Annotated in this window: 12 protein-coding genes and 1 pseudogene; 6 read left to right on the forward strand and 7 right to left on the reverse strand. The window is 69.2% G+C overall.

The window, feature by feature from the left end:
- Positions 1 to 37 precede the first annotated feature (37 nt).
- Positions 38 to 3151, forward strand: coding sequence for an alpha-N-acetylglucosaminidase (locus OHT21_RS02415; protein ID WP_328766498.1), 3114 nt, complete (start codon positions 38 to 40; stop codon positions 3149 to 3151).
- A 94-nt stretch (positions 3152 to 3245) separates the two neighbouring features.
- On the opposite strand, the gene OHT21_RS02420 is transcribed toward OHT21_RS02415, so the two are convergent.
- On the reverse strand, positions 3246 to 4553 hold the full coding sequence (locus OHT21_RS02420; RefSeq protein ID WP_328766499.1) for an RICIN domain-containing protein: 1308 nt from the start codon (positions 4551 to 4553) through the stop codon (positions 3246 to 3248).
- Between the two features lie 97 nt (positions 4554 to 4650).
- A complete protein-coding gene (locus OHT21_RS02425) occupies positions 4651 to 6084 on the reverse strand; it encodes an endo-1,4-beta-xylanase (protein ID WP_328766501.1) in 1434 nt (477 codons plus the stop codon).
- Between the two features lie 752 nt (positions 6085 to 6836).
- On the opposite strand from OHT21_RS02425, the gene OHT21_RS02430 reads away from it, so the two are divergent.
- From OHT21_RS02430 to OHT21_RS02440, 3 genes are all read left to right on the forward strand, one after another.
- Positions 6837 to 8318 (forward strand): non-reducing end alpha-L-arabinofuranosidase family hydrolase, encoded by a 1482-nt coding sequence (locus OHT21_RS02430; protein WP_328766503.1) that lies wholly within the window; start codon positions 6837 to 6839, stop codon positions 8316 to 8318.
- A 294-nt stretch (positions 8319 to 8612) separates the two neighbouring features.
- Positions 8613 to 9578 (forward strand): glycoside hydrolase family 6 protein, encoded by a 966-nt coding sequence (locus tag OHT21_RS02435; protein WP_328766504.1) that lies wholly within the window; start codon positions 8613 to 8615, stop codon positions 9576 to 9578.
- A 238-nt stretch (positions 9579 to 9816) separates the two neighbouring features.
- Complete coding sequence (locus tag OHT21_RS02440) at positions 9817 to 12279, forward strand: SpoIIE family protein phosphatase (RefSeq protein ID WP_328766506.1); 2463 nt, start codon at positions 9817 to 9819, stop codon at positions 12277 to 12279.
- 89 nt (positions 12280 to 12368) lie between these two features.
- Here OHT21_RS02440 and trpC read toward each other — a convergent pair whose 3' ends face one another.
- Complete coding sequence (trpC, locus tag OHT21_RS02445; RefSeq protein ID WP_328766507.1) at positions 12369 to 13154, reverse strand: indole-3-glycerol phosphate synthase TrpC; 786 nt, start codon at positions 13152 to 13154, stop codon at positions 12369 to 12371.
- A 234-nt stretch (positions 13155 to 13388) separates the two neighbouring features.
- On the opposite strand from trpC, the pseudogene OHT21_RS02450 reads away from it, so the two are divergent.
- Positions 13389 to 13547, forward strand: a pseudogene (locus OHT21_RS02450) (AraC family transcriptional regulator); the annotation flags it as partial.
- 5 nt (positions 13548 to 13552) lie between these two features.
- Here the strand turns inward: OHT21_RS02450 and OHT21_RS02455 are convergent.
- A complete protein-coding gene (locus OHT21_RS02455) occupies positions 13553 to 14476 on the reverse strand; it encodes a pseudouridine-5'-phosphate glycosidase (RefSeq protein ID WP_328766508.1) in 924 nt (307 codons plus the stop codon).
- Positions 14473 to 15594 carry a carbohydrate kinase gene (locus tag OHT21_RS02460; protein ID WP_328773937.1) on the reverse strand — a complete coding sequence of 374 codons (1122 nt, stop codon included), beginning with the start codon at positions 15592 to 15594 and terminating at the stop codon, positions 14473 to 14475. The genes OHT21_RS02455 and OHT21_RS02460 overlap by 4 nt, the downstream gene beginning before the upstream one ends.
- 135 nt (positions 15595 to 15729) lie before the next feature.
- On the opposite strand from OHT21_RS02460, the gene OHT21_RS02465 reads away from it, so the two are divergent.
- On the forward strand, positions 15730 to 15975 hold the full coding sequence (locus tag OHT21_RS02465) for a hypothetical protein (protein WP_328766509.1): 246 nt from the start codon (positions 15730 to 15732) through the stop codon (positions 15973 to 15975).
- Between the two features lie 120 nt (positions 15976 to 16095).
- On the opposite strand, the gene OHT21_RS02470 is transcribed toward OHT21_RS02465, so the two are convergent.
- Positions 16096 to 16686, reverse strand: coding sequence for a DM13 domain-containing protein (locus tag OHT21_RS02470; protein ID WP_328766510.1), 591 nt, complete (start codon positions 16684 to 16686; stop codon positions 16096 to 16098).
- Positions 16687 to 16809: 123 nt separating this feature from the next.
- On the reverse strand, positions 16810 to 17547 hold the full coding sequence (locus OHT21_RS02475) for a flavodoxin family protein (RefSeq protein WP_328766511.1): 738 nt from the start codon (positions 17545 to 17547) through the stop codon (positions 16810 to 16812).
- Positions 17548 to 17612 lie beyond the last annotated feature (65 nt).

Consider the following 17612-nt stretch of genomic DNA (forward strand, 5'->3'; position numbering starts at 1 on the left):
CGGCTCGGAAGATCCGAAAAGTTCTGAGAGGACGTTCATGACAGGCAATCAACGCCTCAGCCGCAGACGCCTGCTGACCGGAGCGGCCGCGCTCGGCGGAGTGGTGCTGCTGACCCCGCAGCCAGGTGCCCACGCCGCACCAGCGGCTGCGGACAAGGCCGCGAAGCCGTTCGACACGACCCCCGCATCGGTCGCGCTGCGACGCCTGCTTCCCGACCACCACCGGCAGGTGACGCTGCGCGCGCTGGACGCCGGCAGTGCCGACCGGTTCAAGGTCACCGGCCGGGCCGGGGCGATCACCGTGGAGGGCACCAGCCCGGCGGTGCTGCTCACCGGCCTCAACACCTATCTCGCGCGGGTGGCGAAGGCCGACATCTCCTGGAACGGCGAACAGCTGAACCTCCCCAGGCTGCTGCCCGCCCCCGACGGGGAGATCGCCGGATCGGCGAACGTGCCGCACCGGTTCGCCCTCAACGACACCAACGACGGCTACACCGGCCCCTACCGGGACTGGGACGCGTGGGAGCGCGAGCTGGACGTGCTCGCGCTGCACGGCATCAACAGGGTGCTGGTCTACACCGGCGGCGACGCCGTCTACTACGACACCTTCCGGCAGTTCGGCTACTCGGACGCCGAGATGCGGGCGTGGATTCCGGCACCGGCCCATCAGCCGTGGTGGTTGCTGCAGAACATGTCGGGGTTCGGCGGCCCGGTGTCCAGGCGGCTCATCGAGAGGCGCGCCGATCTCGCCCGGAAGATCACCGACCGGGTGCGCGCACTGGGCATGACACCGGTGCTGCCCGGTTACTTCGGCACCGTGCCGGACGACTTCGTCGCCAAACACGGCGGGGACGCGGCCGTGGTCCCCCAGGGCGACTGGGGAGCCTTCAAGCGACCCGACTGGCTCGACCCGCGCACGACGGCCTTCGACGAGGTGTCCGCCGCCTTCTACCGGGCCCAGTCGGAGCGGTTCGGCGACAGCACGATGTACAAGATGGACCTGCTGCACGAGGGCGGCAACCCCGGTGACGTTCCGGTGGACGAAGCCGCGGCAGCCGTCGAAGGGGCGCTCCAGAAGGCTCACCCGGGCGCGATCTGGGCCATCCTGGGCTGGCAGTCCAACCCGTCCAAGGCGCTTCTCGACGGCGTCGACAAATCCCGGATGCTGATCGTCGACGGCCTGTCCGACCGCTACACCACCGTCACCGACCGCGAAAGCGACTGGGACGGCACCCCATACGCCTTCGGCAGTATCTGGAACTTCGGCGGCCACACCCCGATGGGCGCCAACGCCCCGGACTGGGTGGAGCAGTACCCCAAGTGGCGTGACAAGGAAGGCAGCGCGCTCGCCGGGATCGCGGCGATGCCGGAGGCCGCCGACAACAACGCACCCGCCCTCGCCCTCCTCACCGACCTGGCCTGGACACCCGGCGTCATCGACCTGGACGACTGGTTCGCCGCCTACGCCCTCTCCCGCTACGGCGGCCCCGACCGGCACGCCGCCGCGGCCTGGCAGACGATCCGCGGCACCGCGTACAACATGTCCCGCGCGGACTCCTGGAGCGAGGCGCCCGACGGCCTGTTCGGCGCCCGTCCGAGCCTGACGGCTAACAAGGCCGCCTCCTGGGGCCCGGAGAAGGACCGCTACGACACCACCGCCTTCGACACCGCGCTCACCGAACTCCTTGCCGTACGCGTGGAGTTGAGGGACAGCTCGGCGTATCGCTACGACGTCGTCGACGTGGCCCGGCAGGTCCTGTCCAACCGCAGCCGGGTCCTGCTGCCGCAGATCAAGGCCGCGTACGAGGCCGGGGAAAGGGCCCTGTTCGGCAGGTTGACCGGGACCTGGCTGCACTGGATGAACCTCCTCGACGATCTGCTGGCGGCCTCCGGCCCGCACCTGCTCGGGCGGTGGCTCGCCGACGCACGCTCCTGGGGCGCCGACCGCACCGAGAAGGACCGCCTGGAATACGACGCCCGCTCTCTCCTCACCACCTGGGGCGGACGCGCCAGCAGCGAAGAGGGCCTGCACGACTACGCGAACCGGGAGTGGGCGGGGCTGGTCGGCGGCCTGTACCGGACCCGCTGGAAGACGTACTTCGACGCGCTCGCCAAGGGACTCGCCACGGGCAAGGACCCGGCGACGATCGACTGGTTCGCCCTGGAGGACCGCTGGGCTCACGCGCACGAGACACACCCGACCGAGCCCCACGGCTCCCCGTACGCCCTGGCCCGCCGCGTGCGCGACCTGCTGGCCGCGACTCCCCATCAGGCGGCCCTCACCGCGGGGACCGACCGGGGAGCGGTGGCCGAGGACACGCCCGCGACGGTGACGGTCACCTTCACCAACAGGAACGGGTTCGCGGCGGCACGTGGCGTGACCCTCTCCGTCACCGCCCCCGAGGGCATGGCGGTGAAGCCGCTCGATCCGGTGCGCACGGCGTCGGTGGCGTCCGGCGAGACGGTCGCCGCTCGCTTCGAGGTCTCTCTTGCGGGTGAGCCGACGGAACTGGTCGGTCGTGTCGTCGCAGCGGCGGCGTACGCGGGGGGCGGGAAGGCGGTGGCGCCGGTACGGCTGATGGCCGCGGCCGGGATCGGCGACCCGTACCGCACGGTCTCCTACAACGACGCCGTGTTCGGTCAGGCCGGCGACGAGATCGCCGTCGAGGGCGCCGGGGCCGACCTGTGGGGCGCCACCAACGAGTTCGGGGCGGTGTACCGGGCGGGCGCGTACGGCGACGGAACCGTGGCCGAGGTCATGGTCACGTCCCAGGACGCGACCGGGGGCTGGGCACGGGCGGGCCTCGTCGTCCGCAACGACCTGGGCGCTCAGGGCAGCGTGGGCTATGTGAACCTGGCGGTCACGCCGTCCAACGGCTGCGCGCTGAGCTGGGACGCCGACGGTGACGGCCGTTTCGACTCGATCGCGCTGTCGGGCTCCTTCACCGCGCCGGTGCGGCTGCGGCTGACCAGGTCCGGCGCCTCGTACATCGGGGAAGCCAGCGCGGACGGCGTCACCTGGACGACGGTGGGCACGGCCACGCCGGGAGGCGCGGCGGCCGCACAGGACGTGGGGGTCTTCATGACCGCGGCCAACGGCTGGAACGGCGCACGGGGCATCGCCACGTTCGACGGATTCACGGTGGCGTGATCGGTCCCGCTCACGGATCAAGATCCGGACCATTGCCGGACGTAGCCGGAGTGGAGCCAGGATGATCCTGGCTCCACTCCGTGGTGCGGGTGTGTCACTGGAACTGTGCGAAGAACCTCCAGATCTCTGCTTTGGTCCAGGTGGTGACGCCGCTTTCGTTGGGCGAGCCATCGACCGGACCGGGTATGTGGCCTCCGTCGAACGCGGCCCATTGGACCGGGTATCCGGCACGGCAGCCCGAGTAGGTGGTGGTGATGTGCGTTCGGCTGCCCGGCCCGGGCTCGCGCGGGCTTTGGGCAGTGCAGCCGTTGTTGGCGACGAACTTGTCGCGCAGGGACCGTCCTTGCCCGATGTTGAGGACGTTGTCGCTGATGCCGTGGATTCCGAAGTAGGCGATGGGCTGGCTGCCGCCGCTGCACCCGCTGATCTGAGCGCCGGCGATGACCGCGACGGCCCTGAAGGCGTTCGCCCGGCTGCAAGCGAGTGCGTAGCTCATACCGCCGCCCCAGCTGAATCCCGTGGCGAAACGCTGTGCCGGGTTGACACAGAGGCCGCCCTCGATGCGCCGGATCATGTCGTCGACGAAGGTGACGTCCTCACCGCCCGAATTGGCCCAGCCGTTGCCGAGGCCCTGGGGGGCGACGAGGATTGCGCTGTTGTTCGACTGTTCCTGCTGGCCGTAGTAGGACCAGGCGTTCCCGCTCGTGCCGCCCGAGGCGACGTCGCCGGCGGTTCCGCCCCGCCAGTGGAACGCGAAGATCAGCCGGTAGCGGTGGTTGTTGTCGTAGTTGGGGGGAACCCTGAGGATGAAGCTGCGGCTCTTGCCGCCGCTCTGGATCGTGTGCGTACCGCTCGTCAGAGTCGGAGCGCTGCCGCATGCGCCCTCGCCGCCGCCATCGGACGACAGCTTGACCATCTGCCATTGCTGGTTGGCGCCGCCCCAGTCGGAGTACTGGACGACGTTGCCGCCGTCGGCGGTCGAGGCGCCCTGCACCTCCACCGCCTTGCCGCTGGTGCGGTTGATCAGCCGGACGTGGCCCGCGTCGGAGTCGGCCAGGCGGAACTGCTGGTTGGCCCCGTTGTGGTCGGCCCACTGCTGGAGCGCGGCACCGTCTGCGGTCGAGGCGCCGGCCACGTCGAGAACCTTGCCCGAATGCCGGGCCTTGAGGCGGTAGAAGCCGCCGCCGGAGTCCACGAACTGCCACTGCTGGTTGGCTCCGTCGTGGCGCGTCCACTGGCTGACCCGCGCGCCGTCGGCGGTGGACGTGCCAGAGACGTCCAGCGCCTTGCCGCTGTTGCGGTTGACCAGGACGTACCAGGCATTGGTGTCCACCGTCGCCGCCTCGGCGGGCGCCGGATTCACCGCGGTGAGCATGCCGATCGCGAGGGTCGCAGCCACCACGGCGGCGACCCGGGACCACCAGCGATGTCTGCGTGGAGGGGGGGAAGCCGCACCGAAGGTCTTCATCGACTCGCCCTTTCGTCTGTGGCAGGTCCCATCAGGCGCGGGTCCAGCGTTGGTTGCTGCCGTTCGAGCAGGAGTAGAGCTGGATCAGGGTGCCGTTGGCGGTACTGCCTCCGACGGCGTCGAGGCAGCGGCCGGACTGGACGCCGACGATGGATCCGTCGGAGTTGAGGCGCCATTTCTGGTTGTCGCCGCCCCAGCAGCTGTAGATCTGGACTTTGGCGCCGTTGCCGGTGCCGGCGGCGTCCAGGCACTTGTTGCCGTAGACCCTGAGCTCGCCCGAGGCGGTGTGCGTCCACTGCTGATTGGTGCCGTTGTTGCAGTCCCACAGCTGGACCTGGGTGCCGTCGGCGGTGCTGGAGTTCGGCACGTCCAGGCAGCGGCCTGAACCGACGCCCTTGGTCTGTCCGGCATTCCCAGGAGGCGTGGAGGAGCCGCCGTTGAGTGCGTTGAGGACCGCGTTGTAGGCGGGCTTCTTACTGCCGTCGGAGTTGAACAGCAGCGGCGTGTGCTGCGGTCGCCAGGAATCGCTGTCGCGCACACCCCAGACGGTGATGCCGAGGCAGCGCGGGACGGCCAGGCAGTCGTTGGTCACGGCGGCGTAGGTGTTGGGCGAGGCGCCCTGGATGTCGAGCTCGGTGACGGCCACATCCACACCGAGGGCGGCGAAGCTCTGCAGGGTGGTGCGGAAGTTGGGGTTGTACGGGCTGTCGTTGTTGAAGTGGGCCTGGAAGCCGACGCAGTCGATCGGGACGCCGCGCTGTTTGAAGTCGCGGACCATGTTGTACATGGCCTGGGTCTTGGCCCAGGTCCAGTTCTCGACGTTGTAGTCGTTGTAGCAGAGCTTGGCGGCCGGGTCGGCGGCGCGCGCGGTGCGGAAGGCGACCTCGATCCAGTCGTTGCCGGTGCGCTGCAGGTTGGAGTCGCGCCGGGCTCCCGAATTGCCGTCGGCGAAGGCCTCGTTCACGACGTCCCACTGGGCGATCTTGCCCTTGTAGTGGGCCATCACGCCGTTGATGTGGCCGATCATCGCCTGGCGCAGGTTGCTGCCGCTGAGGCTCTGCATCCAGCCGGGCTGCTGGGAGTGCCAGGCCAGGGTGTGGCCGCGCACCTGCTTGCCGTTCTGCACCGCCCAGTTGTAGACGCGGTCACCGGCGGTGAAGTTGAACTGGCCCCGCTGGGGCTCGGTGGCGTCGATCTTCATCTCGTTCTCGGCCGTCACCGAGTTGAACTCGCGGTTGGCGATCGACGTGTACGTCGAGTCGCCCAGCCTGCCCGAGGCGATGGCGGTTCCGAAGTAGCGGCCACTCTGCGCCGCCGCGGCACCGAGCGTGCTCTCGGCGGCGTGTGCGGCCGGTGGCGGCGCGGCGAGCGTGGCGGCCGCACCGAGGACTCCGACGATCAGCGCCAACAGCAGGACGCGGACCTTCCGGCGGAAAGCGAATCTGGGAAGGGCATACGAGCCCATGGCTGTGCCTCCAAGGTAGAAGTCACGGAAGGAACGGAAGGACTGGAGCGCAGGGGGATGCGTCGTCCGCGCTCACTCGGCAGACGAACGGGGCGGGCCGGAATCCGGGCAGCACGGAATCACCGGACATCGCGGTGATGGGACCGGGCCGATCTCAACCGGTACGGACGGCACCCGGCCGGCCGCCGGGTGTCCTACGGCGGGCGGCGGCGGTGTTCCGACACAGGCATGGGGGTACCTCCATCGCGGCTCAGCCGGGGGCCGCCACGCGGCGTCGCGTACCTCTCCAACCGCGCGAAGAGCCACGATGCGCTGGTGCGAACCTCACCGGAACGAACGGGGGTGGCGAAGGTGCTTTGGTGCGCGGATCTGCCGTGCAGCTGTGCACGGATCTGTCGTGCAGCACAGATTGCTTAGGGCGACCTGGTTCGATATCTCGAACTAAGGCCCGCTTCCCAGACAGGGAGATTGAAGTATTGACGATGGATCGTCAATACTCCCCGCAGAAGAAGTTTCGGTTCATCCTCCGAAACTTTCAGGAAGCCCGAGACAGCTCGTCAATCCCACACGGGAGGCGCTGTTTATGGACAGATCAGTGACAGGCCTTGACCAGAGTGCCCTGCATTCCTAGCTTGTGGCGTCACAGCATCGGGGAATTCTTCGAAACATTCGAGATGCCCTGTCCCCGGGCACGTCCGCTCCGCGCTTCCTCGGTGTCACCTCACCCCCCGCCCCCGAACGGAGGCCCTCTGATGTGGTTTCGCCACCCGTCCCCGGTCCGTCCAAGACGTTTGCTCGCCGTCCTTGCGCCCCTGCTGCTCGTGGCTACCTTCCTCGGTGCCCAGCCCTCCGGCGCGGCTGCGCGGGCGGCCGTAGACCCCAACGCCTCGTATGTGCTGGTCAACCGCAGCAGCGGCAAGGCCCTTGACGTCTACAACAGGGCGACCAGCGACGGCGCCCGCATCACGCAGTGGACCCGGAACGATCAGAACCAGCAGCAGTGGCAATTCGTCGACTCCGGCGGCGGTTACTACCGCATCAAGTCCCGCCACTCCGGCAAGGTGCTGGACGTCCATAACTTCTCAACCGCCAACGGCGGCTCGATCGTCCAGTGGGCCGACCTGAATGGCACCAACCAGCAGTTCCGGCTGGCCGACAGCTCGGATGGCTACGTGCGGCTCATCGCACGCCACAGCAACAAGGCCCTCGAGGTACAAGGCGGCTCCACCGCCGACAACGCGAACATCGTCCAGTACGACGACTGGGGTGGCACCAACCAGCAGTGGCAGCTCGTGAAGGTCGGCAGCGGCAACCCCGGCCAGTGTGACCTTCCGTCGACATACCGCTGGTCATCGACGGGCGCGCTTGCGCAGCCCAGGCCTGGGTGGGCCTCGCTCAAGGACTTCACCGTCGCCCCGTACAACGGCAAGCACCTCGTCTATGCGACGACGCACGGCGTGGGACAGGGGTCGGGCTGGGGCTCGATGAACTTCGGCCTGTTCACCAACTGGCCGGAGATGGCCTCGGCCAGCCAGAACGCGATGTCGAATTCCACCGTCGCGCCCACGCTCTTCTACTTCGCGCCGAAGAACATCTGGGTGCTCGCCTACCAGTGGGGACGGACCCAGTTCGCCTACCGGACGTCGAGCGACCCCACCAACCCGAATGGCTGGTCAGCGGAGCAGCCGCTCTTCTCCGGAAGCCTCCCCGACTCCGGAACGGGACCCATCGACCAGACGCTCATCGCTGACGGCTCGAACATGTACCTGTTCTTCGCCGGTGACAACGGCAAGATCTACCGGGCCAGCATGCCCATCGGGAATTTCCCGAGCAGTTTCGGCTCGAACTACACAACGATCATGAGCGATACGAGGAACAACCTGTTCGAAGCCCCGCAGGTCTACAAGCTCCAGGGCCAGAACCGGTACCTCATGATCGTCGAGGCGATCGGCTCGCAGGGCCGCTACTTCCGCTCGTTCACGGCCACCAGTTTGAACGGCTCATGGACACCCCAGGCCGCGACCGAGAGCAATCCCTTCGCCGGCAAAGCCAACAGCGGCGCCACCTGGACCAATGACATCAGTCATGGCGAACTGATCCGCGCCAGCGCCGATCAGACCTTCACCGTCGATCCCTGCAACCTGCAGTTCCTCTACCAGGGACGCGATCCCAACTCCGGCGGCGACTACGGCCAATGGCCCTACCGGCCGGGTCTGCTGACACTGCGGCGCTGACGGCGTGACACGAGTCCGGCTCCGCTACAGAGCAGAGCCGGTGGGGCGGGCTCGGCGGAAGGCCGAGCCCGCCCGGGTCACGCGACAACATCAGCGCGCCTACGGCGACGGAGCGCGGGGTCGAGCGGACCAGGCGCGGACCAACTCGGCTTCGCAGCACACGATTCCACCCTTTTGACCAGTCACGGATGACCAGTCACGGACCAGAACCCTCGGAGCGCATCCGATGGGAGCGCTCCCCACGCTCAGCGCCGACCATCCGACGCATCCCTGTCAGAAAACCGAGGTACCGTCATGCGCCGCAGACTGCTCCCCCTGGTGGCAGCACTTGCCTCGCTGCCGCTGGCGCTCGCCGCCGCACCGGCCGCGCACGCGGCCGACCCGACGACCATGACCAACGGGTTCTACGTGGACCCCGACTCCAGCGCGAAGCGGTGGGTCGCCGCCAACCCCGGTGACGGCCGGGCGCCCGCGATCAACGCGTCCATCGCCAACACTCCGACAGCCCGCTGGTTCGGCTCCTGGAGCGGCACCATCGGCACCGCCACCGGCGCGTACGCGGGCGCCGCGGACGCCCAGGACAAGCTGCCCATCCTTGTCGCCTACAACATCTACAACCGCGACTACTGCGGCGGGCACTCCTCGGGCGGAGCCTCCTCGCCGTCCGCCTACATGAACTGGATCGCCCAGTTCGCGGGCGGAATCGCGGGCCGCCCGGCCCTCGTCGTCCTCGAACCGGACTCCCTCGGGGACTACGGCTGCATGAACCAGGCCCAGATCGACGAACGCGAGGCCATGCTCACCGGCGCGCTCGCCGAGTTCAACCGCCAGACTCCCAACACCTGGGTCTATCTCGACGCCGGCAACCCGGCCTGGGCGAGCGCGGCGACCATGGCCCAACGCCTCCACGAAGCCGGCCTCCGACAGGCCCACGGCTTCTCCCTCAACGTCTCCAACTACCTGACCACGGCCGAGAACACCGCGTACGGCAACGCCGTCAACAGGGAACTCGGCGCCCGGTACGGCTACACCAAGCCGTTCGTCGTGGACACCAGCCGCAACGGCAACGGCTCCAACGGCCAGTGGTGCAATCCCTCAGGCCGCCGTATCGGCACCCCCACCCAGCTGGGCGGAGGCGCCGAGATGCTCCTGTGGATCAAGGTCCCGGGTGAGTCCGACGGCAACTGCGGCGCCGGAAGCGGCTCCTCGGCCGGACAGTTCCTCCCCGAGGTCGCCTACAAGATGATCTACGGCTACTGATCCAGGACCGCTGATCCAGGACCGCTCCGGCGCAGATCCGGTACCAGGTCAGGGGCCAGAGCCTCCTCCAGCGCTTCGTAGAGCGGGGAGCGGGCGCCGGCCCCGCTCAGCCCCGCACCCGGCGGTCAGGCGCAGCGGCCGGGGCGCCGTGGAGCGGAAGCGGACCTAGTCTGGAAGGTGCGGCTGGAAACCAGCCCTGACGGGCAGGGCTGTCCGGACGGAGGCGTGGCGCGTGGAGATGGCCGGCAGACAAGACGCGCCCACTGCCGTTGTCGTGGTGGGCCCGGACGGCATGGTGAGCGGCTGGAGCGAGGGAGGGCGGCTGCTGCTCGGCTGGACGGCGGAGGACGCCGTCGGCCGCCCCGTGACCGACCTGCTGGTCGATCCCCCGCCACCCGGCTTTCCCGAGGGCTACGGCGCCGGACCCGACCCCACCGGTTTCATCCTTCTGCGCCACCGGGACGGATCCACGGTGGATGCCGTGGTGACGACTCATCCGCTGTCAGGCCCCGACGGGCGGGCGCTGGGCCATGCGGTGACCGTCCAGCGCTGGGGACGCCGCCCGGTGATCGCCGACCGGGCCTTCGAGCAGTGCCCCTTCGCTCTGGGCGTCTACGACCCTGAGCTGCGGTTTCTGTGGATCAACGCCTCCTCGGGACGGGTGATAGCGCACTCCGAGGAGCAAGTGCTCGGTAAGAAGTACCGCGAGCTGTTTCCCGAATTCGACCGCGAGATGTTTCCCGAAAGGGACGACAAGCCCTACACCGACCAGCTCGCCGAAGTGGCGAGGACGGGCAAGCCCGCGCGTCTCATGACCGTCTTCCGCCCGCTCGGCAGTAACTACGCCAACGCCTGGGCCACCAGCTTCTGGCCCGTCCGGGATGCCGAGGGCAGGGTCCGCGCTGTCGCCAACTGGGGATTCGACATGAGCGCCGAGTACTGGGCTCGGCAGCGCCTGCTCCTGCTCAACGAGGCCACCCGTGGCATCGGCCGGACACTCGACGTGATCGGCACCGCCCAGGAACTGGCCAGGACCCCCGTGCCGGGATTCGTCGACCTCGTCAGCGTGGACCTCTTCGACGAGGTGCTGCGCGGAGAGGAACCGCCCTCCGCGTCCGCGTTCACCCCCGGCGAGACCATCGCGCTCAGGCGTGCCGCCGAGCACAGCGCGAAAGACGACAAGGAGGACACCGACCGGGCTCCCGGACCCACGATGCCGGTCAGCCACTCCCCCGGTTCCGTCGCAGCCCGCTGCATGGCCACCGGCAGCTCCATGGTTGAGCTCGCCGCTGAGCCCGGCGAGGGCGGCGAATGGGCCTTCGGGCCCGGGCTCGCCGCCGACCCGGCCCACTGGCCACCGGGCAACCCGTTGATCGACGAGTCCCTGGCCGCGGAGGGGCTGACCGGCCGGATCACCGTGCCGCTCCGGGCCCGCGGCGCGCTGCTCGGCGTCGTCGCGTTCTCCCGCAGCGACCGGCCCGAGGCCTTCACCGCCGACGACCTGATCCTCGCCGAAGAGCTGACCGCCAAGGCAGCCGTCGCCATCGACAACGCCCGCCGGTACTCGCGCGAGCGCACGACCGCGCTGACCCTGCAACGCAGTCTGCTGCTGCAGCAGTTGCCGAGTCAGGAGGCGGTCGAGGTGGCATCCCGCTACCTGCCCGCCGGGACCGGCGCGGAAGTGGGTGGTGACTGGTTCGACGTCATTCCGCTCTCCGGGGCCCGGGTCGCCCTGGTCGTCGGCGATGTCGTAGGCCATGGCCTGCACGCCGCGGCGAGCATGGGCCGGCTGCGCACGGCGGTCCGTACGCTCGCCGACGTGGACCTGCCGCCGGACGAGTTGCTGACCCACCTGGACGACCTGGTCATCCACCTCGCCAGCGACCTCCAGCCCGCCGGCCGCTTCCAGCCGACCGGCGAGTTCGGCGCCACCTGCCTGTACACCGTCTACGACCCGGTCTCCCGCCGCTTCACCCTGGCGAGCGCAGGTCATCCGCTGCCGCTGATCATCTCCCCGGACGGCACCAGGACCCCAGTAGACGCACAGCCGGGACCACCGCTCGGCATCGGCGGACTGCCTTTCGAGGCTACGGAGCTCGAGTTGCCCGAGGGCAGCCTGCTCGCCCTCTACACCGACGGACTGGTGGAGAGCCGCGAGCGCGACGTAGACCAGAGGATCGCCGAACTCCTGCGAGTCCTGAACCATTCGGCCACCTCGCTGGACGGCCTCTGCGACACGGTGATGGACGCCCTGCTTCCCGAACGCCGCACCGACGACGCCGCCCTGCTGCTCGCTCGCACTCACGCGCTGGATCCCCAGCATGTCGCCGACTGGGATGTCGTACCCGACCCCTCGCAGGTGCCGCTCGCCAGGAAGTTCACCCTCGACCAGCTGGAGGCCTGGGGACTGGAGGACGCGTCGTTCGTCACCGAACTGGTCGTCAGCGAGTTGGTCACCAACGCCATCAGATACGGCGAGCCCCCGATCAAACTGCGGCTGATTCGCGACAGTTCTCTGATCTGCGAGGTCGCCGACGCCAGCAGCACCGCACCACACCTACGCCGGGCGCGCGCCTTCGACGAGGGCGGCCGGGGCCTGCTGCTCGTCGCCCAGCTCACCCAGGGCTGGGGTACCCGGCACACCACCGACGGCAAGACGATCTGGTGCGCACAGACTCTCACCGAGCCCGAGCCACGATGAGATCCGAGCATGAACGGCCCTTCGGCCGCGCCCAGTTACTGAGCGGCGCGGCCACCTCCCAGGCGTGCCGCTGGCCGAGCCATGCGCCATCACGCCCCGGCAGCCCCGATGAACTCGCGCACGGCGCTGCGCGGGTCTCCCGAGCGGACCAGTGCCTCGCCGACCAGTACCACGTCGGCTCCCCAACCGCGGTACTCCGCGACGTCCTTCGGGCCCGTCACTCCTGATTCCGCGACCTTGACCGTGCCTTCGGGGATGCCCGTCACGAGGTCGGCGAACACGGTGCGATCCACGTCCAGCGTTGTCAGGTCCCGCGCGTTGATTCCGAGAAGCTCAGCTCCTGCGGCGCCGGCGCGCCGCACTTCGTCGGCCGTGTGCGCCTCCACGAGCGGCGTCAGACCCAACTCCTTGCACAGCCCCATCAAAGCCGCGAGTTGGCCGTCGTCCAGCGACACGACCATGAGAAGCGCAAGATCGGCGCCGTGTGCGCGAGCTTCCCACAGCTGGTAGGGGTCGACGATGAAGTCCTTGCGCAGGACGGGCACGTCGACCCGGGCACGTACGGCGTCCAGATCGGCGAGGGAGCCGCCGAAGCGCCTGCTCTCGGTGAGCACGCTGATCGCGGCGGCACCGCCGGCCGCGTACTGCGCGGCGAGGGACGCAGGGTCGGGGATGTCCGCCAGCGCGCCCTTGCTGGGGCTCTTTCGCTTCACCTCGGCAATGATGGACACCCCGGGCGCGCGGAAAGCGGGCAGGGGGTCGAGCGCGGGTGCCGCGTCTGCCGCCCGGGAGCGCAGCTCCGCCAACGGCGTCGCACGCTTACGTTGTTCCAGGTCTTCGCGAACTCCCGCGAGGATCCCGTCGAGAACGGTCATTACCCTCTCCCTGCCGAATCGTCTGACGCTCCGGATGTCCCACGGCTTGCCTGACGCCGTCCACCACCCACGTCCAAGTCGTCCCCAGAACGCAGGCAGTTGGGATCGATCATGGCGAGAGTATCGGCCCGGCCTCGGGGCACGGGAATCGGACTTCTCGCGGACGCGCGACTCCGCGGTTCCGTCAGGGGATGCCCAAGCGCTGGCGGTAGGACGGGAGCCGCCACCTGACCGCCCGTCAAGCAGGTCATCGACGCCCGCGTCGCACTGGAGGCCCAGCGCCTGCTCGCCCACACCGACGAGTCGGTCGCCACGTTCGCCCGCCGCCTCGGCTTCTCCGGCCCCACGAACTTCGGCATGTTTCGGGGAAACCGCACTGGCCGTGGCGAAGGGGCGGCCTACCGGAGGGCCGCGTATTCGGTCGCTACCCGTGCGCCGAGGCGGGCGTTGTTCTTGACCAGGGCGATGTTGGTCCGCAGGCTTTCGCCGTTGGTGAGTTCGACGATGCGGCCCAGCAGGTACGGTGTGGCCTCCTTGCCCGAGATACCGGCCTTCTCCATTTCGGTGACGGCCTGTTCGATGATGCCGTCGATCTGGGACGCCGGGATTTCGTCGTCCTCGGGGACGGGGTTGGCGACGCTGACGCCGCCGGAGATGCCCAGGTCCCAGCGGGCGTGCATGACAGCGGCGATCTCCCGTGCCGAATCGACTCGCATGGGGGAAGGAAAGCCGCTGCTGCGCGAGAAGAAGGCGGGGAATTCGTCGGTGCCGTAACTGAGCACGGGCACGCCCAGGGTTTCCAGTGTCTCCAGGGTGAGCCCGATGTCGAGGATGCTCTTCACGCCGGCGCTGATGACCGCGACGTTGGTGGCGGCGAGTTCCGTAAGGTCCGCGCTGACGTCGAAGGTCACCGGTGCGCCGCGGTGGACTCCGCCGATGCCGCCGGTCACGAAGACACTGATCCCGGCCAGGGCAGCGAGCCGCATGGTGCCGGCGACGGTGGTCGCGCCGTGCCCTCCGCGTGCCATCACGTAGGCCAGGTCGCGCACGCTGGCCTTGGTCACGTCCGTGCTGGTCGCGAGCAGTTCCAGATCTGCCTGGGTCAGACCGATGAAGGGCCGGCCGTGCAGGACGGCGATGGTCGCCGGGACCGCTCCGCCGGCCCGGATGATGTCCTCGACCTGGGTGGCCATCTCCACGTTCTGCGGATACGGCATGCCATGGCTGATGATGGTGGATTCGAGGGCGACGACCGGGCGACCGTCGTGCAGCGCCTCGCGAACCTCCTCGGTCAGGGTCAGCCTGGGGTGCGGGACGGTCATGTCTGGCTCCAACTCGGGTCGTTGAGGGTGTCCTCGATGAGTCGCGGGGTCAGGTCCAGGCGCACCGTGGCCTCGCTGGCGACCGTCAGCGCCGCGGCGGCGTGGCCGTAGCGGGCCGCGTCGACCGGCTCGCTGCCCGCCAGCAGTGCGTGTACGAAGGCGCCGAGCATGGCGTCGCCGGCGCCCGTGACATCGCGGACGTCGGCGGGCGGCGCGGTGAGGAACGTATGGCCGTCATCGGCGGTGCTCAGCAGACTGCCGCGCTCACCGAGCCGTATCCAGACGTGCCGCACGCCACGCTCGTGCAGGAGGGCGGCGGCCGCGATCACGTCCTTCTCCTCGGTGCCGACGGGCCGGCCGGTGATCGCCTCGAGCTCCTCCAGGTTCGGAGTGAGGGCGAAGATCGGCCGCTCCCGGGCGATCAGCGGGGCAAGGAGTGCGGCCTTGGGTGCGCTCACCGGGTCGATCACGGTCGGGACACCGGCGGGGTGGGCGATGTCCAGCGCGTATGTCAGCACGGGGGCCGGGAGATTGCCGTCGAGTACAAGCAGGCTCGCGTTCGCGATGAGCTCCCGCGCGTGCTGGAGGTCTTGGGGCGTGAGGGCGTCCGTGGCCGCCATGTCCGAGATGGCCACCACCATGTCCCCGTCGGCATCGAGCACCGCGGTGTAGGTGCCGGTCGGATGCGTGCTGCGGTGCACATGGTCCACACGCACACCCGCTGCCTGCGTGTCACCGAGCAGCCGCCCGCCCGCCGCGTCGCGCCCAACCGCCGCGATGAGGTGGGTCGGGGTGCCCAGCCGCGCCAGGTTCTCCGCGACGTTGCGTCCGACCCCGCCCGGAGTGGTGTTCGACCGGCCGGGGTTGCTCGTACGGTGCTGGACGGGCGCGAGGCTGCAGACCTTGTTGTCGATGTTCGCGCCGCCGATGACCACCACCGCGTTCTCCTGACGCAGGATGTAGCCGCGCCCCAGGATCGCGCCCTTCTTGCCCAGGTTCGACAGGTGCACGTTCACTGCGGAGCGCGTAGTCCCGATCGCATCCGCGATCGCCTGCGGCCCGGCGAGCGGATCGCGACGCAGGAGCGCGATGATCTCGCGTTCGCGTCGGGTCAGCATCACGCTAAGAAACATAAAGCGTCTTTACGCTACTAAGCAAACCTTTCGTGGCGCAGGCGGGGCCACTTTCCACCGGTGAAGAGCCCGCTGTTAGGGTGCGGTGCCGCGCGGGGCGGAGTAAGGCGGGGGGCCAGGTTGAACCTTCGGAACAGGATCGAACAGGTCGCGGAGCTGCCGCCCGTGTTGGCGGCAGTCCTCGGGATCCTCATGCTCGCCCTGATCGTCGGATTGGTGTGGGGGCTGCTCCGGCTGCCGGACCACACGAAGCTCAGAAGCCCGGCAGCCCGCGAGCGCGCGCAGCGTCGCAAGGAGAGCCAGAAGCGGCAGAAGAAGCTGCGTTCGCGTCGGGAGTCCCTGCAACGCAAGGCAGGCCGACGCTGATCGGCGCCTGTCATGCCGCGACGAACCCGCCCTCCAGCCAGATCGCACGGCCCCCCGTGCAGTGCGCGACCGTCGCCGCCGTGATGTCGATGGTGCCGCGGCCGTAATCCTGCCGTCCTGTCAGGCCCGCCCGAGCTCGGCCGCGCCGAACGACACGTCGAAGCGGTCGCACCAGATGCTCACGCTGCTGTAGGTCGACGGGTCCACGTCACTGGGCAGGGCGTAGTTCTGGCTTCCCTTGTTGCCCTTGAGCTTGCCCAGGCTGACGTACTTGCCGTCGTCGAAGACGTGCCAGCCGGCCTGCCCTTCCTTCACCGGCGCGTCGGTCAGCCAGACGCGCAGGTCCGGGCCGTTGCTGGTGTTGAGGTTCTCCAGCCGGACGACATGGGAGCCGTCGGCGAGCCGTACGAGCTTCACCGTGCCCGATGTCGTGTGCTCGTGGCTGATCAGCTCACCGCTCGACAGCGTCTGCGGACCGGTGGCGCGCGAGGGCGACTCGGAGGGCTGGTCAGTGGGTTCCTCGGCGGGTGCAGGCGCCGCAGCAGGAGGAGCGGAGGTCTCCGTGACCCCGGGCAGATCCTCTTGGACCGTCTCGTCCTGCCACAGCTTCCACGGCTGGAACCAGTACAGACCGAAGCCGACTCCGCCGACCGCCACCACCAGCACCGCGATGACCAACGGCCCCGTAAATACCTTGCGCACGCGCCCCATCCCCGACTCGCCTCCTGAGTGTTTGCCTGATCCTCCCCCACTCAACGGGAACGGACGGCCGTCCCGCACCCCGCAGCCGATGACGGAATCCTTACGTCGCCCCGTCGCCCCGTCGCCCCCGGCTCAGCGGTGCTCGGGGTTGTCCGCCCCCGGCCGGCAGCCTGCGTCCCATTCCGTGCGCTGGTTGCCGTGGGCCGGGATGCCGCCGGCACGCTTGAGCAGGGCCGCCAGGTGCATCACGTTCCAGGTCATGAACGCGGTGTTGCGGTTGGTGAAGTCGTTCTCCGGGCCGCCCGAACCGGGGTCCAGATACGACGGGCCGGGCCCCGCGGCGCCGATCCAGCCCGCGTCCGCCTGGGGCGGGATGGTGTAGCCGAGGTGCTGCAGGCTGTAGAGGACGTTCATGGCGCAGTGCTTGACGCCGTCCTCGTTGCCGGTGATCAGACAGCCGCCGACCCGCCCGTAATAGGCGTACTGGCCCTGGGAGTTGAGGAGGCTGGAGCAGCTGTACAGGCGCTCGATGACCTGCTTGGTGACGGAGCTGTTGTCGCCCAGCCAGATGGGCCCGGCCAGTACGAGGATGTCGGCGGCCATCACCCGCTCGTACAGCGCGGGCCAGGCGTCGGTGGCGAAGCCGTGCTCGGTCATGTCCGGGTAGACGCCCGGAGCGATGTCGTGGTCGACCGCGCGGACGAGCTCCGTCGTCACCCCACGGGAGTCCATGATCGAACGGCTCTTGTCGATGAGTCCCTGGGTGTGGCTGAGCTGAGGTGACGGCTTGAGCGTGCAGTTGATGAAGAGCGCGCTCAGGTCGTCGAAGCGGTAGCCGTCCTCAGCGGACGGGGCGGGCGATGCTGTCATGACGGGGGCTCCTGGGAAGGAAGAGCGGACAGGGGTGAGGGGCGGGAGCCGGCACGCCCGCGGCC

The sequence above is a fragment of the Streptomyces sp. NBC_00286 genome (genome assembly GCF_036173125.1).
Lineage (GTDB): Bacteria > Actinomycetota > Actinomycetes > Streptomycetales > Streptomycetaceae > Streptomyces.